21 protein-coding genes are annotated in these 24,502 nt (G+C 51.9%); 13 read left to right on the top strand and 8 right to left on the bottom strand.

The window, feature by feature from the left end:
- Positions 1-142 precede the first annotated feature (142 nt).
- Both DPRO_RS14405 and DPRO_RS14400 read left to right on the top strand, forming a co-directional pair.
- Positions 143-1,912 (top strand): motility associated factor glycosyltransferase family protein, encoded by a 1,770-nt coding sequence (locus tag DPRO_RS14405; RefSeq protein ID WP_097012685.1) that lies wholly within the window; start codon positions 143-145, stop codon positions 1,910-1,912.
- A 190-nt stretch (positions 1,913-2,102) separates the two neighbouring features.
- On the top strand, positions 2,103-2,714 hold the full coding sequence (locus tag DPRO_RS14400; RefSeq protein WP_097012684.1) for a hypothetical protein: 612 nt from the start codon (positions 2,103-2,105) through the stop codon (positions 2,712-2,714).
- 14 nt (positions 2,715-2,728) lie between these two features.
- On the opposite strand, the gene pgm is transcribed toward DPRO_RS14400, so the two are convergent.
- Positions 2,729-4,366, bottom strand: a complete 1,638-nt coding sequence (gene pgm, locus DPRO_RS14395; RefSeq protein ID WP_097012683.1) for a phosphoglucomutase (alpha-D-glucose-1,6-bisphosphate-dependent) — start codon at positions 4,364-4,366, stop codon at positions 2,729-2,731.
- 409 nt (positions 4,367-4,775) lie between these two features.
- Here pgm and DPRO_RS14390 point away from each other — a divergent pair, with 409 nt between their 5' ends.
- On the top strand, positions 4,776-6,686 hold the full coding sequence (locus DPRO_RS14390; protein ID WP_097012682.1) for a methyl-accepting chemotaxis protein: 1,911 nt from the start codon (positions 4,776-4,778) through the stop codon (positions 6,684-6,686).
- A gap of 56 nt (positions 6,687-6,742) precedes the next feature.
- On the opposite strand, the gene DPRO_RS14385 is transcribed toward DPRO_RS14390, so the two are convergent.
- Positions 6,743-7,975 carry a M48 family metallopeptidase gene (locus tag DPRO_RS14385; protein WP_097012681.1) on the bottom strand — a complete coding sequence of 411 codons (1,233 nt, stop codon included), beginning with the start codon at positions 7,973-7,975 and terminating at the stop codon, positions 6,743-6,745.
- A 250-nt stretch (positions 7,976-8,225) separates the two neighbouring features.
- On the opposite strand from DPRO_RS14385, the gene DPRO_RS14380 reads away from it, so the two are divergent.
- Positions 8,226-9,089, top strand: coding sequence for a tetratricopeptide repeat protein (locus tag DPRO_RS14380; protein WP_097012680.1), 864 nt, complete (start codon positions 8,226-8,228; stop codon positions 9,087-9,089).
- A 29-nt stretch (positions 9,090-9,118) separates the two neighbouring features.
- Here DPRO_RS14380 and DPRO_RS14375 read toward each other — a convergent pair whose 3' ends face one another.
- Complete coding sequence (locus DPRO_RS14375; RefSeq protein ID WP_097012679.1) at positions 9,119-9,382, bottom strand: hypothetical protein; 264 nt, start codon at positions 9,380-9,382, stop codon at positions 9,119-9,121.
- A 48-nt stretch (positions 9,383-9,430) separates the two neighbouring features.
- The gene (locus DPRO_RS14370) at positions 9,431-9,901 is read right to left on the bottom strand and encodes an SMP-30/gluconolactonase/LRE family protein (protein WP_097012678.1); all 471 of its coding nucleotides are present in this window, start codon (positions 9,899-9,901) and stop codon (positions 9,431-9,433) included.
- A 96-nt stretch (positions 9,902-9,997) separates the two neighbouring features.
- Between DPRO_RS14370 and DPRO_RS14365 the strand changes: the two genes are divergently transcribed.
- A complete protein-coding gene (locus tag DPRO_RS14365) occupies positions 9,998-10,912 on the top strand; it encodes a LysR family transcriptional regulator (RefSeq protein WP_097012677.1) in 915 nt (304 codons plus the stop codon).
- A 40-nt stretch (positions 10,913-10,952) separates the two neighbouring features.
- On the opposite strand, the gene DPRO_RS14360 is transcribed toward DPRO_RS14365, so the two are convergent.
- Positions 10,953-11,879 (bottom strand): FkbM family methyltransferase, encoded by a 927-nt coding sequence (locus DPRO_RS14360; protein WP_097012676.1) that lies wholly within the window; start codon positions 11,877-11,879, stop codon positions 10,953-10,955.
- 276 nt (positions 11,880-12,155) lie between these two features.
- On the opposite strand from DPRO_RS14360, the gene DPRO_RS14355 reads away from it, so the two are divergent.
- Positions 12,156-12,488, top strand: a complete 333-nt coding sequence (locus DPRO_RS14355; RefSeq protein WP_097012675.1) for a hypothetical protein — start codon at positions 12,156-12,158, stop codon at positions 12,486-12,488.
- A 423-nt stretch (positions 12,489-12,911) separates the two neighbouring features.
- Positions 12,912-13,709, top strand: a complete 798-nt coding sequence (locus tag DPRO_RS14350) for a substrate-binding periplasmic protein (protein ID WP_097012674.1) — start codon at positions 12,912-12,914, stop codon at positions 13,707-13,709.
- Between the two features lie 225 nt (positions 13,710-13,934).
- Here the strand turns inward: DPRO_RS14350 and groL are convergent, their stop codons facing one another.
- The 3 genes from groL to DPRO_RS14335 form a co-directional block, all read right to left on the bottom strand.
- The gene (gene groL, locus DPRO_RS14345) at positions 13,935-15,587 is read right to left on the bottom strand and encodes a chaperonin GroEL (protein WP_097012673.1); all 1,653 of its coding nucleotides are present in this window, start codon (positions 15,585-15,587) and stop codon (positions 13,935-13,937) included.
- Between the two features lie 55 nt (positions 15,588-15,642).
- Positions 15,643-15,924, bottom strand: a complete 282-nt coding sequence (locus DPRO_RS14340) for a co-chaperone GroES (protein WP_097012672.1) — start codon at positions 15,922-15,924, stop codon at positions 15,643-15,645.
- Between the two features lie 214 nt (positions 15,925-16,138).
- Entirely contained in the window at positions 16,139-16,543 is a 405-nt protein-coding gene (locus tag DPRO_RS14335) for a bacteriohemerythrin (RefSeq protein WP_232005607.1), read from the bottom strand.
- Positions 16,544-16,725: 182 nt separating this feature from the next.
- Between DPRO_RS14335 and DPRO_RS14330 the strand changes: the two genes are divergently transcribed.
- From DPRO_RS14330 to DPRO_RS14310, 6 genes are all read left to right on the top strand, one after another.
- Positions 16,726-17,067: a hypothetical protein gene (locus tag DPRO_RS14330; protein ID WP_097012670.1), complete on the top strand. Its 342-nt coding sequence runs from the start codon at positions 16,726-16,728 to the stop codon at positions 17,065-17,067.
- A gap of 214 nt (positions 17,068-17,281) precedes the next feature.
- Complete coding sequence (locus DPRO_RS20530; RefSeq protein WP_232005606.1) at positions 17,282-18,430, top strand: lysophospholipid acyltransferase family protein; 1,149 nt, start codon at positions 17,282-17,284, stop codon at positions 18,428-18,430.
- Positions 18,361-19,122 (top strand): GNAT family N-acetyltransferase, encoded by a 762-nt coding sequence (locus DPRO_RS20525; RefSeq protein ID WP_232005605.1) that lies wholly within the window; start codon positions 18,361-18,363, stop codon positions 19,120-19,122. Before DPRO_RS20530 ends, DPRO_RS20525 begins: the two co-directional genes overlap by 70 nt.
- 162 nt (positions 19,123-19,284) lie before the next feature.
- Positions 19,285-21,510 carry a methyl-accepting chemotaxis protein gene (locus tag DPRO_RS14320; protein WP_157917493.1) on the top strand — a complete coding sequence of 742 codons (2,226 nt, stop codon included), beginning with the start codon at positions 19,285-19,287 and terminating at the stop codon, positions 21,508-21,510.
- A gap of 67 nt (positions 21,511-21,577) precedes the next feature.
- The gene (locus tag DPRO_RS14315; protein ID WP_097012668.1) at positions 21,578-22,216 is read left to right on the top strand and encodes a DsbA family protein; all 639 of its coding nucleotides are present in this window, start codon (positions 21,578-21,580) and stop codon (positions 22,214-22,216) included.
- 324 nt (positions 22,217-22,540) lie between these two features.
- Positions 22,541-24,310, top strand: coding sequence for a methyl-accepting chemotaxis protein (locus DPRO_RS14310; protein ID WP_097012667.1), 1,770 nt, complete (start codon positions 22,541-22,543; stop codon positions 24,308-24,310).
- Positions 24,311-24,502 lie beyond the last annotated feature (192 nt).

The raw sequence follows: 24,502 nt of genomic DNA, 5'->3' as shown, positions 1-24,502 counted from the left end.
CCTGAAATCATGGGCAAAGTATTAATTATTGGTCCCAGCACAGTAGGTCAAAAAGCGCCTTCACGCAACTGGCACATTACGTGCAATTGTCTCAGCGATCGATCAACAGAGCAATCTGCAAACAGTAGTGTGAGGAAATGGCATGACAGCGTACCCGTTTTTACAAGACAACATTGAATATCTCCAGCGAACCGGCAATCCCGTTTACCAGTGGCTGACCAATCAAGAGTTCAAGGAAGAAGCACTCCTCAACAATATCTTCATCAATGAGATGGGGATTCACGACTGGCGCATGGAAAGCGGCAAGGGCATGCTTGAATCGCTGGTGCCCAACGGGCTGTATGCCAACTGGACCAAGAACGACAAGCCCGACACCTCGGCCACGTTCATCGTCGGCGCGAACCTGGGTTACGGCGTGAACCACGTTCTGACCAACACACCCGACACGCACAAAGTCATGCTTTTGGAACCCCGTGCGGAAATGCTCCTCGCCTGCCTCGGCCAGACCGATTACCGCCCCTTTTTCGAGTCCAAGAAATTTCACCTCATGATCCCGGATCAGGACTTCATCTATGAAGTCATCCGAAATCTTGATCTCCAGTTCATCTACGGCCAGATTCACCTCAAGGGCGATATTCCCAGCCAGCAGCTTGGCAAGGAGTACGCATGGTGGACCAAGACAGTTCGCGACAAACTCGAAAACTTTTCGCTGGAACTCTCCACCCTGCGCTACCGGCAGGACGTCATGGTCGGCAATGAAGTTCAGAACTTCAAACGAGCTCTGTCGGACGGTTCGCTCAAGGGCCTTGAAAACAAGGCGGGCGGCGTGGGTGCCGTCATCCTCGGTGCCGGACCAAGCCTGGAGCATCACGCTCCCAAGCTGCTTGAGCACAAAAATCATGTCCTTTATACATGCGGCCTGCAAACCGTCCCCGCCCTCCAGAACATCGGGCTGAAGCCCCACTTCTGCATGGCTATCGACTATGACAAGTCCATGCTCGACATCTTCCACCGGCTGGACCCTGACTTTGTGGCGGATATTCCGCTCATATATTCCACCAAGGTCAACCCGGAAGCGATCAAGCGGTACACTGGGCCGACCATCCCCCTGTGGACCATAGGCGGCATGGGCACTTACGTCATGAAGGATCACGATCTGGTCCTCGACGCGGGTGGCAATGTCTCGGTCACGCTATCCCGCTTCCTGCGCTGGGCCGGAGTCAACCATCTGGTCATGGTCGGGCAGGATTACGCATGGATCAACAACCAGTCCCATGCAGGCGGCCACCACGGTTTCAACAAGAATATGACCATGCGCAGCTTTCATCAGATGACCAAGAACATGGACGGAGAAGAGATTCTGACCACCGTCCAGTACATGACTGCCAAGCGTGAATTGGAAGACGACCTGCGAAAGGCCGCCTTCCCCATTTACAATATTTACGGTGGCGGTGCCGTGATCAACGGTACCAAGGCCATGGATATCGAGACAGCCCTGAAAGAAGGTGTGCTCGCCTCTGCCCCGGGCAGTGTTGATCGATTCATGGGTGAGTTCATTGGCTGCCGCGAAGCGACCAACAGTTTGACGCTCGAACCCCGCGGCCCAATGTGGTCTACATCCATGCGCAATGCTGAAAAGCATCTGGCAAAATTATTCAAAAACATGAACAAGAACCAACAGGAAATCCACCAGACATTCCAGCGCATCGAAGCATTCATCAAACAGGACCCGCTCTACATGCCGTACTTGTTCAACGAGTGCATCGACCTCGCCGGCCTGACCCGTGCCAAGCATTCCTATGACACAAAGGATTTCCCGGAATTCAAACGAATCGCCAAAGCGGTCATGAAAAAGGTTCGCGAGATCGACAAGCTGGTCTGCACGGAAAAGCCAAAGCAAGCGGTCGCGTAAAAGTACAATAACGGAATCATCACAAGGGGAGCTTCATTGCTCCCTTTTTTTTGTTTGCAATCCAAATCCACGCGCCCCCTTCGTTTCGTTTCCTGCTGACGGATAGCCCCCAATCACCAATGATGGCACGGCTTATGCTTGATCCGGCAAAGGGAAAAAAGTTCCACCAACTTCAACTTGTGAGTTTCTCATGACCACTTCCAGCATCGGCAGCAGCGTATATTCGGAAACCAGTTCGCTCTTGAAACAACTGGCTGAACAAACCGGCACCGAGACCTCGACGACCAAAGCATCAGAGCAGACCGCCAACTCCCGGGTTATGAGTTCCATGGGGAGCGAGATACAAAGATATCTTGAGGATATCCCCAAAGGCAGCGACGGCAAGCTCTCGTTTCGCGAGGTCGAGGAGTATCGCAAGCAACTGGAAGTGACATGGGACGCCTCGGTCATGGCCGACCTTGAAGCGCTCGGCGTGGACATCAGCAAGGAATTCCCCCTGACCTACGATCCTGTCACCGGGAAGGTCACCACCGCCGAAGGTCATCCTAACAAGGAGACCATCGACAAGTACTTTGAAGACAACCCGGAAAAAGTGGATGAATTCAACAAGATCATCCAGCTGGGTAAACTGACCAAAGTATCAGAAAACCAACTGACCAACACGGAGCTGAAGCAGAGCCTCCAACAGCAGGCCATGTCCTGGTGGTACGAGGACAACAGCGATCCTACCAACTGGTTCAAGGGCGGCGGGTTGATGCTGGGCTACGGACAGAGCTACACCGGACTCAATCTGACGGTATAATGACCGCCCTGTGATTAGAACAGGGCGGAAACAATTGCCTGCGCTTCTTCCTGAATGGCCTTCAAATGGTCCTGCCCTTTGAAGGATTCGCCGTAAATTTTGTAGATGTCCTCGGTGCCGGATGGTCGAGCTGCGAACCAGCCGTTTTCCGTGGTCACTTTGAGGCCCCCTATTGCAGCGCCGTTGCCGGGGGCATGGGTCAGCTTGGCCGTGATCGGCTCACCAGCCAGAGTGTCGGCCTTCACCACATCCGGCGACAGCGACGCAATGGCGGCTTTCTGTTCCCGCGTGGCCGGAGCCTGCATGCGCTCGTATATGGGCGAACCGTGTTTCTCTTCCAAATCCTTGTACAATTCACCGGGGTCACGCCCTGTCCGCGCCGTTATTTCCGCGGCCAGCAGGTTCATGATGATGCCGTCCTTATCCGTGGTCCAGACAGACCCATCGAACCGCACAAAGCTCGCACCGGCTGACTCTTCTCCTCCGAAAGCACACGAACCATCCACCAGACCATCCACAAACCACTTGAACCCCACAGGCACCTCATTGAGATGTCTGCCAAGGTCTGCTGCCACGCGATCTATCATGGAGCTGGACACCAGGGTTTTGCCGATGGCCGCCTTGGTGCTCCAATCCGGTCGATGAGAAAAGAGGTACTGCACGGCAACGGCGAGATAGTGATTGGGATTCAACAGGCCGCTGCTGCGGGTGACGATGCCGTGGCGATCGTAATCGGGGTCATTCCCGAACGCGATGTCATAGGAATCCTTGAGCTTGATCAGCGAAGCCATGGCATAGGGGGACGAGCAATCCATGCGGATTTTCCCGTCCCTGTCCACGGTCATGAATGAAAAGGCAGGATCAACAACCGTATTGGTCAGCGTCAGGTTCAGGCCGTACTTTTCTGCCATGGGCTCCCAAAAGGCAATGCCTGAGCCGCCCATGGGATCCACACCGATCTTTACACCGGCGCTGCTGATCAAATCCATATCCACGACATTGGTGAGATCGTCGACATACGGCGTGATGTAGTCGTACATGACAGTGGTGTCAGCCTTGAGCGCCTTTTCAAAAGGTATGCGGCGGACATCCTTCAGCCCGTTTCGTAAAATTTCGTTGGCTCGGTTTTCAATGGCAGAGGTCACCTCACCTGGAGCCGGACCACCTGCCGGGGGATTGTACTTGTACCCACCATCACGGGGCGGATTGTGGGACGGCGTGATGACCACTCCGTCAGCCACCCCTGATTGACGACCGGCATTCCAGCTCAAGATTGCATGGGATATGACGGGCGTCGGCGTGTATCCAAGCCCTTCCTGCAACCTGACATCAACCCCGTTGGCAGCAAAGACTTCCACAGCCGAGGCCAGTGCTGGCTCGCTGAGAGCATGAGTATCCATACCCAAAAACAATGGCCCGTCTATTCCGGCGGCAGCCCTATGTTCACACACGGCCTGAGATACAGCCAGAATGTGGTCTTCGTTGAAGCTCCCATCCAGAGAAGACCCACGATGCCCGGAAGTCCCAAACGACACCCGGCACCCCGGCTCGGCAGGATCGGGTTTTGTCAGGTAATAGGCCGATACCAATCGGGGGACATTGACAAGCAAATCCTGGGGAGCGGGCTGACCCGCCAACTCATGCAAAGCCACGTTACGACTCCATTGTTTTATTGATCAAGCGATGAACGAGCATCCGTGAAACACCGAGCGCACGGTACCATGTAACAGCTACGTAACCACTTATTAATTTGACATATCCTCTACACGATTTCCATGCAACCGATACACGCCCACTGGCTGATTCAGCTATCCTGCCAGCACGCTGCAGACACTACTGCCGACAGAAACCAACTTTCCAAGGGATTAAAACCAATTGAACCTATCTCTTTTCTCAACCCTATCCATTGATAAGTATAATCATAATTATAATTGTTAGTTAGGATGCGCCACTCTACGTCACACAGAGATAACCTAAACAATTATTCAAACAGCGTTAGAAGGATTTTAACCAAAACAACATAAGATAATATTTTTAAATCACCTAAAAGAGGGCAAAAAAATGTTACACTGGATATCCAAAAGCCTCAAAAGAACCATATTAATCCCAATCGTCCTAACCATCTCAGTAGCCATCACCGGCCTTGTACTCTACGTCAATGACTCCTCTTACGATATGATTCTTGCCTCGGAATCGTCTGCTGCCGCATCCCAGACCAACAATATTGCCGCCGCCATGCAGCTTTTTATCGAGGACAGTCAGGCCGCCACACACGCGTTGGCCGACAGATGGGAAGTTGTCAGCGCCCTTCGCACGGAGGAAGTTGGTCAAGCCCAAGAGATCCTCTCCGAATATGTTAGCAACAATGACAACCTCTACGGTGCAATCGTTGTCAATCCGGCGGGCAGATGCGTGGCCGGTGTCATTGGAGACAAGAACATCGTCGGGCTGGACCTGAAACAGCGCGGGTATGTCCAGGCCCCCCTCCGTGGTGAGGAGAACGTGATTTCCCAAACGGTGATGCAATCCGTAACCGACGACTCCCTGTTCTTCGCGATCAGCACACCGGTATTCGACAACAATGGGCAAATCATCGGTGCGGTCGCACTGCTGGCCCAGTGGGAATCCTTTTGCAAAACATTCATCGATCCGGTGGTTATCGGCAAGGAAGGGTATGGTTTCATCATCGATGCAACCGGGCGATTCATATACCACCCCAAAGAAAAATCGATCATCCTTGAAGATCGCAGCAGCGACTCATTCGTCAGGACCGCCATTCAGCAGAAAAACGGCCAGATAACCTATGCATGGGAAGGCCGTGACAAGATTCTGGTATTCAAGGAAGACCCGACCACCAACTGGATCGTCTGCATGTCCGCCTATGAAAGCGACCTTGCATCCGGAGCCATTCAGCAAGGTTACGTGCTTGCCGGAACCGGATTCGGCATCATCATGCTGGTCGGTGGTATCGTCATCGCATTCCTGAACAAGTTCGCCATCCGACCGGTAACCGACGGGATGGGCATGGCCGAGCGCCTCTCTAGCGGTGATCTGATTTCAAATATACACAGCGAGTCCCCCAGCGAGTTGGGACGACTCATCCGTTCACTGGGCAGAATGCTTCATAAGCTACGAGATGTCGTGGGAAGTGTAAAAAAATCGGCCGAGATGGTCGCTTCCGGCAGCGAGGAGATTGCAGCATCGGCACAACAGATGAGCGAAGGGTCGGTGGAACAGGCTGCCAGCGTCGAAGAGATTTCCGCATCCATGGAACTCATGTCACAGAACATTGCCCAGAACCTGGAGACCGCACGAAAGACCCGCGACATCGCCGTCCGAACAGCCAATGATGCGCAGGAAGGTGGCGAGGCTGTCAAAAAGACCGTCCAGGCCATGCGGGATATTGCTGAACGCACATCCATCATTGAAGATATCGCACGCCAGACCAACCTTCTGGCACTGAACGCCGCCATTGAAGCCGCCCGTGCCGGAGAGCATGGCAAAGGATTTGCCGTAGTCGCAGCCGAAGTCCGAAAGCTGGCCGAGCATTCCGGCACCGCTGCATCGGAGATCAGCGAACTGACAGGCAATAGCCTTGAGGTAGCGGAAAAAGCCGGAACCATGTTGGAGCAGGTGGTTAAAGACATTAAACATAACGAGGAACTGGTGCAGGAAGTTGCCGCCGCCAGTGGCGAGCAGCACGAATCAGCCCAGCAGATCACCACCTCCATTCAACATCTCGATGTCGTAGTGCAGAAAAATGCGTCCTTTTCTGAAGAACTGTCTGCCACCTCGCAGGAGCTTTCGAGCCAGGCTGTACAATTGCAGCAGGCCATGGAGTTCTTCCAGGTCGAACACCACTCCCGACGCAATGTCTCAGTGGTCACATCAAGACCCAACTCTTTGCAGGCCACGCAACCTAGAGCGATAGGCAACTATGCGGACGACTCCGATGAGTTTGAAAAGTTCTAAGCAATAACCCAAATAACAGTGCTGCAATCACCTGCGGCACTGTTATTTTGGAATACTCATCTGTTTTTCAGAACCCGTACTCGTTCGAGCACCGGAGGGTGACTGTACTCCAACCAGACAACGAGTGGGTGTGGGGTCAAGTTGGAAAGATTGTTGGCTGACAGCTTCTTGAGGGCGGAAATCATGGCGCCCGGATTGTTTGTGGTCTCGGCAGCAAAGGCATCCGCTTCAAACTCGTATTTACGCGATAGATAGTTCCCGACCACACCGAGAACCATTGAAATGGGCGTATACAGCAGGGTAAAAAAGACAAGTCCTGCGTAGACCGACATGTGCTCCATTCCAAAAGCATCGAACAGTCCTTTGGAGTCCAGGAAAAGCGACAACAGATAAAACACGGCACCTGTCTTGATCGTGGCAAGAATCAATTGTTTGCGAATATGACCCCGCTTGGAATGGCCGACTTCATGGGCAAGAACAGCCGTTATTTCCTCCACGCTCTGCTCCTTGAGCAACGTGTCGAACAAGGCGATTCGCTTTCGCTTACCGAATCCAGTAAAAAACGCATTGCCCTTGGAGGTCCGGCGCGATCCATCCATGACAAATATCCCTTCCAGTTCAAAATCGGACTTTCGCGCATAGGCTTCAAGGGCTGTACGCAACTCCCCTTCTTCAAGCGGGGAAAAGGTATTGAAAAGGGGAAGTATCCAGGTGGGAGCAACATAGGTAATACCCAAACTGAATGCCACAGCCAGTACCCAGCACCACATCCAGGCCCATTCGCCTGCACTGCCAAAGAAGTAAAGCACTCCGGCCAGCAAACCACCGCCAAGGATTGCGGTCAGAATCAATCCTTTCAGTCGATCAACGACAAATGTCCATGGCGTTGTATTATTGAATTGGAAGCGGCTCTCAAGAACGAAAGTCTGATAGATTTCAAAGGGCAGACTGACAGTCCAACTGGCTAAGCTCAACAGGCCGATATAGGCAAGTCCACTCAACAGTGGAGCAAGTTCCCAGGAGCGGACAAGTTGATCAAGCCAGTTGAAACCGCCCAGAAGGATGAACCCAATGGTTATTGCCATGCTGATTGAATCCGCAATGGACGAAAAACGCATATTTGCTCTGGCGTATTCCTGGGATTCCGAGTACTTCCGATCATCGTAGACATCGCGAAACTCATCGGGAAGACGAGAAACCATATGTCGTTTGTTGTAGTAGTTGGAGACAATTCCCAACAACCAACTCAAAACAAGAGATGCAAGAATTACGACAAGATAGGTATTCAATTCGACTCCACAAGTAAGATGAATCACAGAATATGGGATGGGCAGGTAAATTATACAGACTCGACAGTCGCGTCAATGGCATGTGAGAAAAATCGACTCCACTTGTCAGCACTGTGGGTGTTTTTCCTTGTGGAAAACTCGCCCCGTCTGCCTGAAACTAGTGGTAACTTCCCATCCTGCTTGCTAAAACCTCATACCTGTATTAGCGTACATGTAAAAACTTAGACAAAAATGGTAAAACTTAATCACCATGTCTCAAATATCAGCAAAAACCATACGCGAAGACATTGCCCGGGCTCGTGCATATGCTAAAAAGAACGAGTACCTCAGGACACTTGAGTGCCTGGCAAACGCACTGAAAAATCTGGTTACCAGCCCCATTTTCGGAGCTGAAAAGTTCGAGATACACGCGCACCTGGATGAAGCCATGCGCGATCTCAACAAGATGCCCATGATCCAGAAGCTGTTCCCCAACGGCCTCACCTACCAGAAGGGCAAGGAAAAGGCTTTTTACGGCAAACTCATTCGCCTGCACAAGAAGCTCGGCGAAGCCATGGAGAAAGCCCGTGTTGCCAAGTTGCGAAAAAGACTGGGCGTGCTTGATGACAACCTGATCAAGGCGGAAAAACTGGTCAAGTCTGACAATCAACTGGAAGCACGGAAGCTGTATCGGAAAATTTCAGAATACTTTCAGGATATTGAAGGGATAGACTCGGATATTGGAAACCGTCTGGCAAACTTCGGCATGTTTCCCGAAGCAGTTGAATACCTTGTGAAAGCCATCCAAGTGCAGCAAAATGATATCCGCGCGCACAATGCGCTGATCCTCTGCTACGAAGGAATGGAGGAAACAGACAAGGCCATCAACGCGATCAAGGAGTGCATGCGCTACGTTGGTTCCAGCGAGAATCTCTATCTTCGCCTTGCCAAGTTGCATCTCAAGAAACGGGAATGGGGCGAGGTATTCAACAACGCTTCGGCCGCTGTTGATCGCAATCCGCTCAATGTCGAAGCAAAGAAACTGCTCAAACAGGCAGAACCGAGAGTTTTCGCCGCATCAAGTGCTTCACCCAAGCAGACAAGTAAGAAAAAGACACACGATCTGAACTTCTAACGTTCAGTGCGTAGAGAGGCGATTCCGGCTTATTTGTTCCGGCAAAAACAGGACTTCACAGGGCGAAGAAATGCTGTTCCGACGCTTATCCCCTGTTTAAGCGTCTTTTTGATCGTACGGTTTTCATCCGTAATGATCAGATATGCCAGGAACATGGCGGCACCCAAATAGATTCCCAACAAAGCACCACCGAGCAAGTTGCACCACAAGGGAGCGGCAAGGAGCAGTTCGACAACTGCCCATATGTATCCGCATAGCCCAACTATGCCCATGGTTGCTACTATAGCTTTCATACCTTTCCTTATCGTCAAACATACAGAAAAACAATAGCATTATATTCACTATTCTTCATTAACAAGTGAACCGAATGGCACCCATTGTATGCGGCCAGTGTCGAGCATAACGACCAGTCCGCCATCCCTGTCCACATTCAACGCGACCGGCACTCCGTCCAAGCGGTAAACCAACTTGGCCCGTCCCTCGGGCCTGACACGGAAAACTCTTCCATCTTCCACTGCCACGAAAACTGAACGCCTTCTGTCCACTCCCATAGCTGTGATGCGCCCTTCTATGGAAGCCAAAAGCCTGGGTTCATCACCGGGAGCAACAACAAACACCTCTCCTGATTGACTATTTGACGCATAAACCGTTCCCCGCCTGTCAATAATCAAGCCTGCATCACACAGTACGGCAGGACAAACTGAAACTGAATCATGATTCTGACGCTCTACCGAATCATTTGCAAAAGCCACGCCGACAGCGAAAAAAACGTGCACACTCAAAACAAGTAATAATGGAATCAAATACTGCATAATGGACCTCCAAGGGCTTTTTCAGAAGCTAGAAAAGCACCATGAATATGTCCAATATATCTTTACAATTTTATTGATACATATTAAGTCTGAATCATGGAACTCAGACAGATCAAATACTTCATTGCCGTTGCAGAAGAACTCCACTTCGGCAAGGCTGCACAGCGGTGCCATATAGCCCAACCCCCACTCTCTCAACAGATAAAACGACTGGAAGAAGAGCTGGAGGTCAAGCTGTTGGAGAGAACCAGTCGGCGCGTATCGCTCACGCCCGAGGGAGAAGAATTTCTGGTTCGCTGCAGGGATATTCAGGACCGCCTGACCGAAGCTGTGGCCTGCATTCAGGACATGGCACAAGGCCTGGAAGGCATGCTGCGCATAGGTTTCATCGGCCCTGCGTCGCTGAGCCAGCTTCCCATGGCGATCCGTGCATTCCGGGAGGCCAATCCCAATATTCGTCTTGATTTTTCTGCCAAGTCGACCACCGAGCAGTTGCCGGTTCTCCGCAGCGACCGTTTGGACATCGCGTTTGTGCGACTGTTCGGGCATGACACGACAGGCCTTAAGTCCATGCTGTTTCTGCGTGAACCATATGTCCTTGCCATTCCGGATGGGCACCATTTCTCGAAAAAAGACCGGATTGACATTCGCGATCTGGAGGGCGAACCGCTGATCTTCAACCAGCGAATCGCCCAACCTGCGCTGTATCGATCGCTGATAGGTTCATTCCACAAGGCGGGATTCATGCCGAACATCGTGCAGGAGGTCAACACAGAACAATCCACTGTGGCACTTGTTTCCACTGGGTTGGGTGTTGCATTGGTGCCTGCCTCCAGTGCAAGGGACAAGCGGTCTGGCGTCTCCTTCAAACCACTGGATGGTGATTTGCCACAGTGGGAAATCACGGCGCTTTGGAAAGCGAAAAATGAATCTGTGATTCTCAAGAAATTTATAGAGACACTGAAGGAATTCCAGGAGATAGCGGAAGAGCCAGCCATTTGGCCCCGATAATTGAAAGAGCCTTATCCCGTCAGGGTTGACAGAAAAGGCCCTACTTCCTGATTTCAAAAGACCATGGGGTGAAGTTCTTCTTCGGCATCTCCGTACCAGCGGGACAGGCGATGATATTCGCATTGCCTCCGGTGGCAACAGCCCTAACAGGCAGGTCAAAGTCGAAATCAACCACGGTATAGAAACCGCGGCGGCAGTTGTGGTAACGGTAAGCGCCACGACGATCAAACTGGTAAAACTCATACCCTTCAGGGAAAAGTTCACGCATGCCTTCAAAGGAACCGTAGGATGCCTTGTTCTCTTCGGCGTGCTCGAAAATGACCAGAGGCCGGTACTTTTCCAGCGTTTCCCCGATCCCCTTCAGCACAAAATGTTCATAGCCTTCGACATCGATCTTGACGGCAGCAATGGACTCGGGATTCAGCTCTCTGATCGCTTCGTCCCCCTGACGAATAGAGATCTCCTCTCGCGGAACATTCGTATCGGGTTTTCTGACGATGCTTGATGAGCCGGAATACTTACTTATGTGGTAGATATAGTCCGTCTTGTTTTCTTCGCCCAGAGCAAAGGGACAGACTTCAATATTCCCCACCTCGCTATTTTCTCTCAAAATATTACGGAGCCGTTCATGGAGGCGTTTCTGAGGTTCGAATGCATACACCTTGTCGGCATACTGCGACATCCAGATGGCATGGTTACCGGAGTTGGCGCCGATATCAAGAAAAACGCCTCCTTTGGGTAACATGGCATAATAGTCGCGTAAAAAATTGAGCATGAATTTTTCATCGCCATCGTACAAATAGATAGACCGTTGAGTACCATCAAACATATTGATTGGTATCTGGACACCGCAGTAGGTGAAATCGATTTCAAACGCACCTTTGTCGTGGGAGCGTACCCGCTTGAGAATCGAGTATTTCATCTTTCGCGAAACGGGCAGATCCATCTGCATGAATTTTTTAAGCATGGTGTCCTCTTATTGGGGGAAGAATCATTAACCGAGCCAAGAAACAGGCCATACGTACACATGCAACGCCTATATATCAAGTTTTTAGCCATAGTCGACCAAAAAACAAACTTGATCGTCAGCCGCCTTCCCTCTTCGACGCCGCTTGCGTCAAAACAACTCATTAATGCTAAGGGGGGCCGATATTACGGAGCGAGTAAAAAGGGAGCCTAATCAGAACTCTCCATACAAAAGAAACAAATTGCCAAACGACAAAGCCGGAGCTACATCATTCGCATGACATCTACAGATACGAACGCTCCACGCACAATCAACCAGTTGAATGAAGAGCAGCAGGAAATCGAAAAGCAAATCGCCGCCTTCAACAGCCACTGGCTGAACCATGAGCACCTTGTCTCCGGCTTTGCTGTTCTAGTCATGGCTCTTATATTTCTCGGCATGCTTATCCCCTCTCTGGAGATCACCGTGTGGAGTCTGTGTGGCATACAGACTGTCACTCTGGCAGGCGTCATGGTCTGGAGAAGAAAGATAGCCAACGATCTGAACGAGCAGATGCAGTCGATTCAACAGGCGATCAAAGTTAAGAAAAGAAGTCGACGGAAAAAATAATCAGTCACTCAGTCTTTTCCCACTTCCAGCTCTCGTTTTCTGACTCTCACGCTGCAGGGCCTTCAGATTTTCCTGTTCTTCATCCGCCGTGCATATGACCTGCTCCAGATCATTTTCATCCAGCCATCCACTGCTTGTTGTTTGAAAACCCCTACTACTCACAAGCCTCTTTCCAGCCAGGCAGGTCTACACATTATAATCACCTTGCAATGAACGACAGAGTCGCTATTAGACGTGCCTGACAATCTGGAAGCAAGATGATACGTTACAATATCGCAATTCATTGAGTCCCCATTCGCCCGACTTCTCTTGTGACCTGATTGCCACTGACCGAACCACGATTAACTGATCTATTGCAGGATAGAAAACGAGCCTCCAAGGCTCCAATCGTGTTGATGAAGAACACACTCTCGGGAGCGAATAATGCCAAGGACAATCACACAGACCCCATTGTTTATTATTCTTTTGGGGACTGTCATTTTTGCCATGACTCCCTTCTCCAAATCACATGCGGATGCTCCCGATACCCAGAAAACAGTCGTGGTTTCGATCGCAGCTCCGGGTTGGCCTCCCTATGCCATTCTCGATGGACAAAAGGACTCGGAGAACCGCGGCATCATGCTTGATGTAATGCACGCTGTCCTTGAACGGTTAGGATATGGACTCAAACTGGAAAGCCATCCTGCGAAGCGGGTAATGATGCTGCTTGAGGACGGGGAAATAGACGCCACCTTGAAAGCGAAGGAGTGGGTTACTGACCCGGACCATTTCCTCTGGAGCAATGCGATACTTCATTCCGAGGATGTTCTGGTCAGTCGCATCAAATCCTACACAGAGCTTGAAACGTTGATAAAACACAAGGGCGCAAGAGTAGCTGGCAAACTCGGCTTCTCCTACCCAAGCCTCCAAGAGGCGATAGAGCAAAAAAAGATCCGGTGGTATACGGCAACGACAACCGAGAACCTGTTACAGATGCTACGCCATGGGCATGTAGATGCGATAGTAACCAACAAACTTGTTGTGAGATGGGCTGTGGAGTCATCCGATGAAGCACAGTCGACTTCATTTTATTACTCCCCCACTCCAATAGCCACCACGCCCTATCGCTTTGCTTTTGCCAGGAAAGAAGCAATGTATCCTTTCGTGAAGCTGTTCAATGAAGAACTGGAAAGACTCAGAAAGGAAGGGGTCATCGCAAACATCATTTCAAAATATCAATAAGATCCGTCACCAAACGATGGATATCCTCATCTATCCTCTCTTCCTCTATCCTGTTTCGCTCACGCCCTTCTTCCGAGTATCTAGTTTTTATATCTTGCCCCAAGTCTCAAACGAGAGATGCTCACCAATGACCGATCTCCTCCAATAATACATTCCTTCAAAAACAAAAAACCGGCCCGCGACAGTGTCGCGGGCCGGTCGATTTTGGCTAGGATAGCGGGATGTCTAGTACATGCCGCCCATGCCGCCCATGCCGGGCATGCCGCCGCCCATACCGGGCATACCGGCAGGACCGTCGTTCTTTTCAGGCTTGTCAGCAATGGCGCACTCGGTGGTCAGCAGCAGACCGGCTACGGAAGCAGCGTTCTGCAGTGCGGTGCGGGTGACCTTCTTGGGATCGATAACACCGGCTTCGATCAGATCTTCGTACTTGTCGGTAGCGGCGTTGTAGCCCATGCCACCTTCAGTTTCCTTGATCTTCTCAACCACGATGGAACCTTCCAGACCGGCGTTACCGGCGATCTGACGGAGAGGCTCTTCCACGGCGCGAGCGATGATGTTGATACCGGCCTGCTCGTCGTCATCTTCGGCGACTACAGAGGCGACAACCTTACCGCAACGGGCCAGGACGACACCGCCACCGGGCACGATACCTTCTTCAACAGCAGCGCGGGTAGCGTTCAGAGCATCTTCCACGCGAGCTTTCTTTTCTTTCATCTCGGTTTCGGTTGCAGCACCAACGTTGATGACAGCGACACCACCGACGATCTTTGCCAGACGCTCCTGGAGCTTCTCGCGATCGTAGTCGGAAGTGGAGTCAGCGATCTCAGCGCGGATGGTTGCGATACGACCCTTGATTTCTTCAGCGTTACCAGCACCGTCGACGATGGTGGTGTTTTCCTTGTCGATGACAATGCGCTTGCAGGAACCGAGATCGTTGACGGTCAGGTTCTCCATCTTGATACCGAGGTCTTCGGAAACAACCTGGCCGCCGGTCAGGACAGCGATGTCCTTGAGCATGGCCTTACGGCGTTCACCGAAACCGGGAGCCTTGACAGCAACAACGTTCAGGGTGCCGCGCAGCTTGTTGACAACCAGGGTTGCCAGAGCTTCACCTTCGATGTCCTCGGCGAGGATCATGAGGGGCTTGGACATCTTGGCGCACTGCTCCAGAACCGGCAGCAGTTCTTTCATGCTGGAAATCTTGGATTCCTTGATCAGAATCAGCGGCTCTTCCATTTCGCAGGTCATGCGCTCGGTGTTGGTCACGAAGTAGGGGGACAGGTAACCGCGGTCAAACTGCATGCCCTCGACGACGTCCAGAGTGGTTTCCAGGCCTTTGGCCTCTTCCACGGTGATAACGCCTTCTTTACCGACCTTGTTCATGGCTTCGGCGATGATGTTGCCGATAGTCGCATCGTTGTTGGCGGAGATGGTGCCGACCTGCGCGATCTCTTTCTGATCACGGGTGGGCTTGGCGACTTTTTCGAGCTCAGCGACGATGGCGTCGACAGCTTTGTCGATACCGCGTTTGATAGCCATGGGGGAACGACCGGCAGCAACGAGCTTCACGCCTTCGTTGAAGATGGCCTGACCAAGGATGGTAGCAGTGGTGGTACCGTCACCGGCAACATCAGAAGTCTTGGAGGCAACTTCCTTGACCATCTGGGCGCCCATGTTCTCGAACTTGTCTTCCAGCTCGATTTCCTTGGCAACGGAAACACCGTCTTTGGTGATGACCGGGGAACCGAAGGATTTTTCGATCACGACGTTACGGCCCTTGGGACCGAGGGTGACCTTAACGGCGTTAGCCAGCTTATCCACACCGGCTTTCAGCTTTTCACGAGCCTTGGCATCGAAAAGAATTTCTTTCGACATTGATTATTCTCCTTAAAAAAATTGGTTGTAGAAATACGCGTCGGTAAGATCGGCGTTATTCAACGATGGCAAGGATGTCGTCCTCACGCATGACCAGAGTCTCGTCGCCATCGATAGCGGAACCTGCGTACTTTGTGAACAGGACGATATCACCGACCTTGACGGTCATGGCGATGCGCTCACCGTTGTCGTCCAGCTTGCCGGGACCAGCGGCAACAATCTCACCCTTCAGGGGCTTTTCCTTGGCGGAATCAGGGATGTAAATACCACCTGCGGTCTTCTCTTCAACTTCCAGACGCTTGACCAGAACGCGATCGTTCAACGGTTTCAGCTTCATTCCTTTATACCTCCAATAATAATTGTCATTCATTGGTCAAAATCATGAACGGCGAACCGTCCAATAGACTTCGCCACCCTGACGACAAGCCATGCATATCGTCGGGCTGTGTGAAAGATAAACATGGTCGACTGAGAGTCAAGCGCCCGAACAAAAAAAAATGCCCGCACCATTCAATTAACGGTACGGGTTGGGAACAGCTTGATAATACATGCTAATTTTTTGAGTAAAACTCGCCAAACGGCTTGTCCAGATTACGAACATGGTCGCGGTACCAATCGTTGAGAAAGTTGTAGACCTTGATCGCCGGGATGGCCGACCCGTTCATCAGCTCGGCCTCCATTCGGGTCAGATCCGTCAGGAAGCGCTCATGTTCACTTTTCTGCTGTTCCAGCTCCGGATAATCGACCTCGCTCATGTAGTCTTCCTCAGTGCGGAAGTGGAGCAGTGCGAACTCGCGCAGATCATACAGAGCGTCAACAACATCATCCACCTGATCATCGTCCATGGGTTTGTACATGTCAGGCACTAGTTGTCCTATCTTCGACATCATTTCATGAAAAGTCTGATGCTGTTCATCAATTTCCGGGATGTCCAAAACAAGTTCTTCGTCACTCACGTCAGTTTTACTCCTAAATTCATTGTGTCTCCCCCAGAACACTATATTGCAATTCATGATTTATATAGACAGATTTCCGGCACATGTCACGCCAAACGCTAAAAATTCTTGTCACGACGCATATAATAGCAAAAGGGGTCCGCGTCTTGCATAATTTAGGTAAACAGGAAAAGGAGGCCACTATGTCCGGTATGCACCAACCAGTTACGCAAAAGCCGCTCGACAATGCTGCGGATTCCGCGCCTGTTCTGCACGTCATCGACTTTGAAGATGTGGCGCTCTCCAGAGAAGGAGCCAAGCTGGTCGTCGAAGGCGCCCGCGCCATTGTTCGCCAGTTCATGCCCGCAGCCGATCACGAAAACCTCACTCCTGCCCAGGCCATTGCCCTGTTCATTGATCAGGTATTCTGGGAGGAAGGATCTGGCGGACTTATCATGTGCGCCGATATGCCGGGCACCAGTCTGTGTCTTCCGGTTCCCAAGGGGCACTGGACAGTGAGAGATGATCTGGGCCAGGTCCAATAAACAGGTAAGCAATACATTATTATAGCTGATTACAGTCCGGCTCTGTTGCACATTACAAGCGACAGAGCCGGTTTTTTGTCCGATTTTTCCGTACATCCCGTCATGAAACAGACTGAAAACTGTCACCTTTAAACAGACATTCGTCACACGCACGGCGTGATGGCAAATCTACGCCCTCGTACTATCTGCCCAACTACATGACGGAGGTAGTACAATGAACAGCCAGACAAACGGCCCGCTGCTCAACCTGAATTCCCCCTTTGACGATCCTGTTCGGCACACGCTCTTTTCTCTTGTCAAAAAGCCCCTGTCGAAAATGCTCCGACTGGAAACTCTCAACTCCCTGTACTCGGAACTCCACAAAAACGAGAGTGCCGAGCCATTTGTTCAACGGGCGTTGGAAAAACTGGGGATTCAGTTCTCCATCGATGGACAACCTGTCAGTCGTATACCTAAAACAGGGCCACTGATGGCGGTATGCAACCACCCTTTTGGCATTATCGAAGGGTTGTTGCTGGTCAATATTCTGCGCACAGTCCGTACCGATATCAAGATCATGGCCAACTTCATGTTAAGCAAAATTCCGGAACTTGAAGACCTGATCGTTGAAGTCGATCCATTTGGAAAAACCGGGTCGAAAACCAAGAACATCAATGGCCTGAGACAATCCATGCAATGGCTCAAACAAGGCGGCATGCTCATTGTCTTTCCCGCAGGCGAAGTGTCCAGCATCAAGGTGAACAAGCGCATGGTGGCAGACCCACAGTGGTCGCCGATGGTCGGACGCATCATCCGCAAGACCGGCGCCAACGTGCTGCCGGTTTTTTTTGAAGGGCGAAACAGCGGCCTGTTTCAAACCCTTGGGATGATACACCCAAGCCTGCGCACGGTTCTCCTGCCCCATGAAAATCTGCGCACAGCATCCAAAGGAACCATTCGCGTGGCCTTCGGTTCAATCATCGATGGAGCAAAACGTGCTGTTGACTCAAGCGATGAGGAGTTGATCGATTACCTCCGCTTTCGGACCTACCTTCTTCGCAAAGAGAATAAGTCCAACTTCACCTTTGCCCCGCGAGAGAAGAAACGCAAACTCGCTCCCATCGCCAATTCACGAGGCAAACACATTCTGGCCAGCGAGGTCGCCTCCCTGCCGGACGAAGCAGTCCTCATCGAAAGTGGCGATTTCACCGTCTTCCAGGCGAACGCGTTTCAGATTCCACGTATCATTCGAGAAATAGGTATCCAGCGAGAAGCGACATTCCGACTGGTGGGCGAAGGCGCACAGGTCGCCCCATGGACATCGATGCATTCGACGACACGTACCGGCATCTGGTTCTGTGGAATCGCAAGGAACGGGAAGTAGCTGGAGCGTATCGGTTCGGCTTGACTGACGAGATTCTCAAAGAACATGGAGCGCAAGGACTCTACACCTCCACCCTCTTCGATTACGATCCCGGCATGCTGGAGAGCATGGGCCCTGCCCTGGAAATGGGACGATCATTCATCATTTCGAAATACCAGAAGAACTACCAGCCGCTCCTGTTGTTATGGAAAGGGGTGGCCGAATTCATCATCCAAAACCCCAAGTACACTAAACTCTTCGGGTGCGTGTCGATATCCGGGGAATACTCCGGCATTTCCCGCGAGTTGATCGTTGGATTCCTGCAACGCCACTGTTCATTGCCGGAACTGGCGAACATGACTCATCCCAAGACTCCGCCGAAGAATCGTCGGCTGAGCAAGGTGGACTTTACCCTCCCCGCCAATGCATTCAATGACCCGGAAGACATAACAGCCATGGTTAGCGATGTTGAAGGCGGCACATCCATCCCGGTACTGCTCAGACAGTATCTCAAGCTGGGCGGTAAAATCATTGGTTTCAACGTTGATCCCGACTTTGGCGACTGCCTCGATGGTCTGATTCTGGTCGACCTGTTACAATCTGATCCCAAGGTGCTCGGACGATTTATGGGCAAAAGCAACGTAAAATCATTTCTCGAAACCCATCGCGCAAACAGGAAACCACAACTGACGGTAATCGAAACGGCGGCCTGATACCCACTCCCTATATCCATTCAAGTATATGCAAAGAAGAGGGACAGTCATACTTCCTCTTTTCGTAACCACCTGTTTAAAAATCGATTTATAATATGACCACACATAACACTGGGCTATTTTTTACTCAAAGCATAATGCAACAGAGTAGGGAGAAACCCAGTGAATATCTACTGTAAACGGGCATCACTATCCATAACGATCATAATCTGGGTCGCATGTTTCGGCGGGTTGGCTGCAACAGCATCTTTTGCGGCAACATCTCCAGTCACTTCGTCTACCGCCATTTCTCTGGCTGACGAAAGCACCATGCAAATATTGCAGACAGACTATCTTTCTGAAACGGAAACTGCTCTTTCCGTGGACTTTCATGCAGGACTGACCGCAGTCTTCTGGTGTGTTATCGGGACCATAGTCGTTATGGCGGCCTCCTTCCTGGTTCTGGTCCTGACCGGAGTTTTCCGCAATCTTGCCATTGCCAAAAAGCTCTACGTGAGCTTCGGATATCTCATTCTTACCGCGTCGGTCCTCGGCGGTGGCGGTTATTATTACCTCAACCACGCCACATCATATGGCGAGCTTGCCAGACTGTTCACGGCCATTGACCTGCTGGGCAGCGAGACCGGCAAGGCCCAGGCGAACTTTCTTCTCCATGGCATCGAAAACAAGAATTACGGTGAACGCCGTGTCGATGAAATCCACTCCAACCTGAAAAAAATTCAGGAACGAATCGACTCCATCAAAGCATCCGGCCTGCTCAACAAACTGATGGCTGAGAATCTATCCAAACTTGAAGCCATTATCCCGAAATATTCGGCGGATATGGAGCGCATTATCAAGGCATTCCATGAGATCGAAACATTCAAGGAAGACCTGGCGCACAAGGCTGCCAGCATGTACAACACGCTGCAATCAACGCTGGGCCACCAAAAAAAACTATTGGCTGAAGCCGAGGAATCGGCCTTCAATATGGATGAAATTCGGCGCAGGACGCTCATTGTCGAGCATCTGGCCGAGGCTGAAGTACAGCTTCTGCTCGCCGCCCGAAACGAGGTCGGATTCCTGCTCGACAAAAATCCCGAGCGCGTGTCCGCCATGGAAGGTCAATTCAGTGCTTTTCTCGACCTTATCCGCCGATTACAGAGTGAAATTCGCAATCAGGAAGAAACCACTCAACTCAAAAATGTTGAATCCACTGCCGGAGAGTACATTGCCGAACTTCGTTTGCTGATCAAGGACGAAGCCATCATTGCCAAGAACAGTGCCGAACTGGATGTGTTGCTCAATCGGTTCATCGCACTGGGCGCGGAGTTGGCGCACGAGGCAGAACTCATGGCCGAGGAAGCCGTGTACGAAGCGGACCTCGCCATCATCATACTGCTCCTCTTCTCGCTCGCCTTCGGGATTCCGGTTTCCATCTACATAGCCCGCCTCATATCCCGACCGGTCATCGAAAGTTCGGCTCTGGCAAACGCCATGGCCGGAGGCGACCTGACCCAAAGTATCGAATACCAGTGCAGTGATGAAGTCGGCATCATGTGCGCTTCCCTGAACAACATGTGCCACAAGCTCAACAGCACACTGATGGCGATTCAGGAGAGCGCGGAAAACGTTGCCAGCGGCAGTGAGGAGCTCTCTGCCGCTGCCGAGAATATCGCCCAGACCGTCGAGGAACAGGCTTCTACCGTAGAAGAAGTTTCAGCAGCCATCGAGGAAATCAACGGTAATGTGAGCAAGACAACCGACCACTGCCACGAGACGGACTCCATCGCGAAAAAGGTCGCGGACGAAGCTGGCGAGGGTGGTGCTGCCGTCAGCCAGACGGTTGTCGCCATGCGGGAAATCGCCGAACGGATCACCATTGTCGAGGAAATCGCCCGCCAGACCAATCTGCTCGCGCTCAATGCCGCCATTGAAGCCGCACGAGCCGGTGAGCACGGCAAGGGATTTGCCGTGGTGGCCGCCGAAGTGCGCAAGCTGGCCGAACGCAGTGGCAAGGCAGCCGGAGAGATCAGCGAGCTGTCCCAATCCAGTACGGCTGTGGCGGAAAAGGCCGGAGCCATGCTCTCGACCATGGTCCCCGAGATTCAGAAGACCTCGCAATTGATCGGGGGAATCACCAACGCCACCGAAGAACAGCAGACTGGCATCGGCCACATCTCAACCGCCATCACGCAGATCGATCAGGTGACACAGTCCAATGCTTCGGCTTCCGAAGAAGTCGCCTCCACCTCTGAGGAACTGGCCGCACAGGCAGAGGTGTTGCAGCAGGAGATCGCATTCTTCAAGGTCAAGTCCGGCGGTTCGACGCGCCATACCGCTGCCCTGCCCGAAGGATCATCCTCACCGGAGGAAGACGGAATCGACGATGCATTCATGCGATATTGATAACCGCCCCGCCTGGTAGCCCAACCGGAGACTTGGCAACACGGCCCGATACGTATAGAGTTTGGGTATGCGAAAATACTTTTTTCTCACCTCATTGGCACTGGCTCTGATCATTCCTTCCTTTGCGCTGGCCGCAGATAAACCCGTTACCGGCTGCTCTCCCCAGTACGCAGCCATCACGGATAGCGCCAAGGTCATTTTCGAAGGAACCGGGGACCTCGACATCACCGTCATTACCGATCCCCTGTGCTGGCACTGCCGCCTGGGTCACAAGCTGCTCAATGAATACCCGAAGCTGTACGGCAAGGTGCGGATGGTCTTTTTCCCGCGCACACAGTTCATCGGCTCGGATATGGCCGCCTGGATTCTTGAGGACGCAGCAGGCACGGATTCGCTCAAAGACAAGGTCGATTTCGCATACAAGCATCTCAGACAACCCACCACAGAGGATATAACCGAAGCACGCATGGTCGTGCTCTCCCAGTTCCTCGTCTTCTTCCCGGAAATGCTCGAAGGCACGTCCATGGAAGAACTCTACCTCCGCCTGCAAAACGACCACGAGGCCCATGTCCTCGAAACAGCCAGACTGTGTGAAGAAGCCGGTCTCGCCGGTACACCCGTACTGTTCGCCGGGAAAGTCGTCCTTGTCGGCTACGGCGCAGGGCCGTGGATCAAAGCCCTCGAAGAGAAGCAGGCCTGCGATTAGCCTTTCCTTCATCCACTGCTAAAAAATCAAGCAAGCCCCACTAAAAGAATCAGTGGGGCTTGCTATATTGATTTTTATTCGGTCAGAAGCACTGGCGTGGATGAATGTTTCCAATAATTCATACTATAAAAGTCGGACTTCAATAGAGACGTTTACTGAAGGCAAGAAGAAAGCACTGCCTAATTGATTTTGATTATTTTTTTCATTTGCTCGCCATACTGTTTGCGTGTATTTTTCTCTTCACCGCTCACCCTATGAGCATTCAATTTTCACACTTGAAGAGGTTTTGTTTTGGGAAATCTTTCGCTTAGCAAGAAATTCGTAATGCTGCTTGTTACGACTGTAGCCATACTCACGGCCGTCATTTCTTTTTGCGTCTATTCATCCTATTCGCTTGTGGACGAGGATGTAAGAAAAGCTCAGGAACTCATGTTGGAAGGCCAGCAGGAGAAGATCGAGGTAGCAACAACCTCAATGGCCCAGGCACTTTCAAAGGCCGTGGCCGGTGTCGATGACGAGCAGGAAATGCTGACCATCTTCCGATCAATCATTTCGGATGCGTTTTTTGAGAAAGATGCATCCGGCTATTTCTTTATCTACGAAGGCACTACAAACGTTGCCCACCCCGTAAAACCGGCTCTTCACGGCAAAGATCTGAAAGGCCTGAAGGGTAAGGATGGCGTGTACTCTGTTCGTGAACTGGCGAGTGCCGCCCGTTCCGGCGGCGGGTTTGTCCACTTCATGTGGGACAAGCCGGGAAGCCCCGACCCCATGCCGAAGCTTGGATACGCCACAATGATTCCCGGAACCAACTACTGGGTCGGGACCGGAGTCTATATCGATAACATCGACGCCCGCGCCGCAAGCATCCGCAAGGAGATGCGAGGCAAGAGCGTCGGTTGGATCCAACTTCAGGCCGGAGTGGCTGCAATACTTTTCCTTTTTATCCTTCTTCCACTCAGCATCACCGTTTCCCGTGGGATCATCCGCGCCGTAAACGACACCAAGCTGGCTGCGCAGAATATCGCTGCCGGAGATCTGGATACAACGCTTGTTCCGACAACCAATGACGAGATCGGCGATCTGCAGAAAGCCCTGACATCAATGGCCCAATCCCTGCGCAAGAGCATGGAAGAAGTGGTAGCCAAGGAGCAGGAGGCAGCCAGGAAGGCGAAGGAAGCCGTACTTGCCACCGAAGAAGCCACAAAGGCAAACAGGTTTGCGGAAGAAAAGACCCAAACATTATTGGCTGCAGCCCATCAGCTTGATCAGGTTGTTGATTCCGTTTCCGAGATTTCCGACCACCTCAAGTCACAGATAGAGCAATCCACCAGAGGCGCCGAAGAGCAGGCCGACCGTGTCGGAAGTACGGCCACGGCCATGACCGAGATGAGCGCCACGGTTCAGGAAGTCGCGGTTAATGCTTCTGCCGCTGCCACCACTGTCGAGGAAGCCCGGAAAATGGCCGACAATGGGGCCGAAGTCGTGCTTCGCGCTGTCGAGGGAATCGGACAGGTTTCCACTCAGGCCCAAAACCTCATGGAAGACATGCAGACACTCGGCAAGCAGGCGGAGAGCATCGGCGCCATCATGAATGTCATCAACGACATTGCCGACCAGACCAATCTGCTCGCCCTCAATGCGGCCATTGAAGCGGCCCGTGCAGGCGAGGCCGGACGAGGTTTCGCCGTTGTAGCCGATGAAGTCCGCAAGCTGGCGGAAAAGACCATGTCGGCAACCAGCGACGTGGGCAATGCTATCTCCAATATCCAGCAGGGAACACGTAAGAATATCGAGAACACGGTCCAATCCGTTGAAACCATTGATCTCGTCACCGAAGAGGCCAATCGTTCCAAGGAATCCCTGCATCACATCGTATCACTGGTGAACGACGTCACTGCACAGGTCCAATCCATTGCCTCGGCAGCCGAGCAGCAATCGGTCACCAGCGAGGAGATAGACAGAAGTCTCACCGACATCAACGAGATAGCAAACCAGACGTCCAACGCCATGGTCTCATCATCCCAAGTCGTCGCACAATTGACAGAGGAAGTGAAAACCCTCTCCACCCTGACCACGGAAATGAAGTCATAGGAACGAGAGTTGAGATTGATGACTGAAAAGGCAGCCCTACACTAGTTTGATCTGCTGATACGTCGAAAGACTGGTTATTTGAAAGCCCCGCCAATGTGATTGGCGGGGCTTTTTTTGTTTGGGTAGATGGAGGGTGTTATAATTTTGGGAGTGGGAAAGCATTCAAGTCGTGCACTTTACATAGAAGGTTGG

Source organism: Pseudodesulfovibrio profundus (genome assembly GCF_900217235.1).
Classification (GTDB): domain Bacteria; phylum Desulfobacterota; class Desulfovibrionia; order Desulfovibrionales; family Desulfovibrionaceae; genus Pseudodesulfovibrio; species Pseudodesulfovibrio profundus.
The sequence above is the reverse complement of the archived record's forward strand: the minus strand, read 5'-3'. Positions and strand labels throughout refer to the sequence as shown.

Coding starts and splice junctions, on each gene's coding strand:
- DPRO_RS14405 (WP_097012685.1), top strand. CDS start 143: ATGACAGCGTACCCGTTTTTACAAGACAACATTGAATATCTCCAGCGA.
- DPRO_RS14400 (WP_097012684.1), top strand. CDS start 2,103: ATGACCACTTCCAGCATCGGCAGCAGCGTATATTCGGAAACCAGTTCG.
- DPRO_RS14390 (WP_097012682.1), top strand. CDS start 4,776: ATGTTACACTGGATATCCAAAAGCCTCAAAAGAACCATATTAATCCCA.
- DPRO_RS14380 (WP_097012680.1), top strand. CDS start 8,226: ATGTCTCAAATATCAGCAAAAACCATACGCGAAGACATTGCCCGGGCT.
- DPRO_RS14375 (WP_097012679.1), bottom strand. CDS start 9,382: ATGAAAGCTATAGTAGCAACCATGGGCATAGTTGGGCTATGCGGATAC.
- DPRO_RS14370 (WP_097012678.1), bottom strand. CDS start 9,901: ATGCAGTATTTGATTCCATTATTACTTGTTTTGAGTGTGCACGTTTTT.
- DPRO_RS14365 (WP_097012677.1), top strand. CDS start 9,998: ATGGAACTCAGACAGATCAAATACTTCATTGCCGTTGCAGAAGAACTC.
- DPRO_RS14360 (WP_097012676.1), bottom strand. CDS start 11,879: ATGCTTAAAAAATTCATGCAGATGGATCTGCCCGTTTCGCGAAAGATG.
- DPRO_RS14355 (WP_097012675.1), top strand. CDS start 12,156: ATGACATCTACAGATACGAACGCTCCACGCACAATCAACCAGTTGAAT.
- DPRO_RS14350 (WP_097012674.1), top strand. CDS start 12,912: ATGCCAAGGACAATCACACAGACCCCATTGTTTATTATTCTTTTGGGG.
- groL (WP_097012673.1), bottom strand. CDS start 15,587: ATGTCGAAAGAAATTCTTTTCGATGCCAAGGCTCGTGAAAAGCTGAAA.
- DPRO_RS14340 (WP_097012672.1), bottom strand. CDS start 15,924: ATGAAGCTGAAACCGTTGAACGATCGCGTTCTGGTCAAGCGTCTGGAA.
- DPRO_RS14330 (WP_097012670.1), top strand. CDS start 16,726: ATGTCCGGTATGCACCAACCAGTTACGCAAAAGCCGCTCGACAATGCT.
- DPRO_RS20530 (WP_232005606.1), top strand. CDS start 17,282: ATGAACAGCCAGACAAACGGCCCGCTGCTCAACCTGAATTCCCCCTTT.
- DPRO_RS20525 (WP_232005605.1), top strand. CDS start 18,361: ATGGACATCGATGCATTCGACGACACGTACCGGCATCTGGTTCTGTGG.
- DPRO_RS14315 (WP_097012668.1), top strand. CDS start 21,578: ATGCGAAAATACTTTTTTCTCACCTCATTGGCACTGGCTCTGATCATT.
- DPRO_RS14310 (WP_097012667.1), top strand. CDS start 22,541: ATGCTGCTTGTTACGACTGTAGCCATACTCACGGCCGTCATTTCTTTT.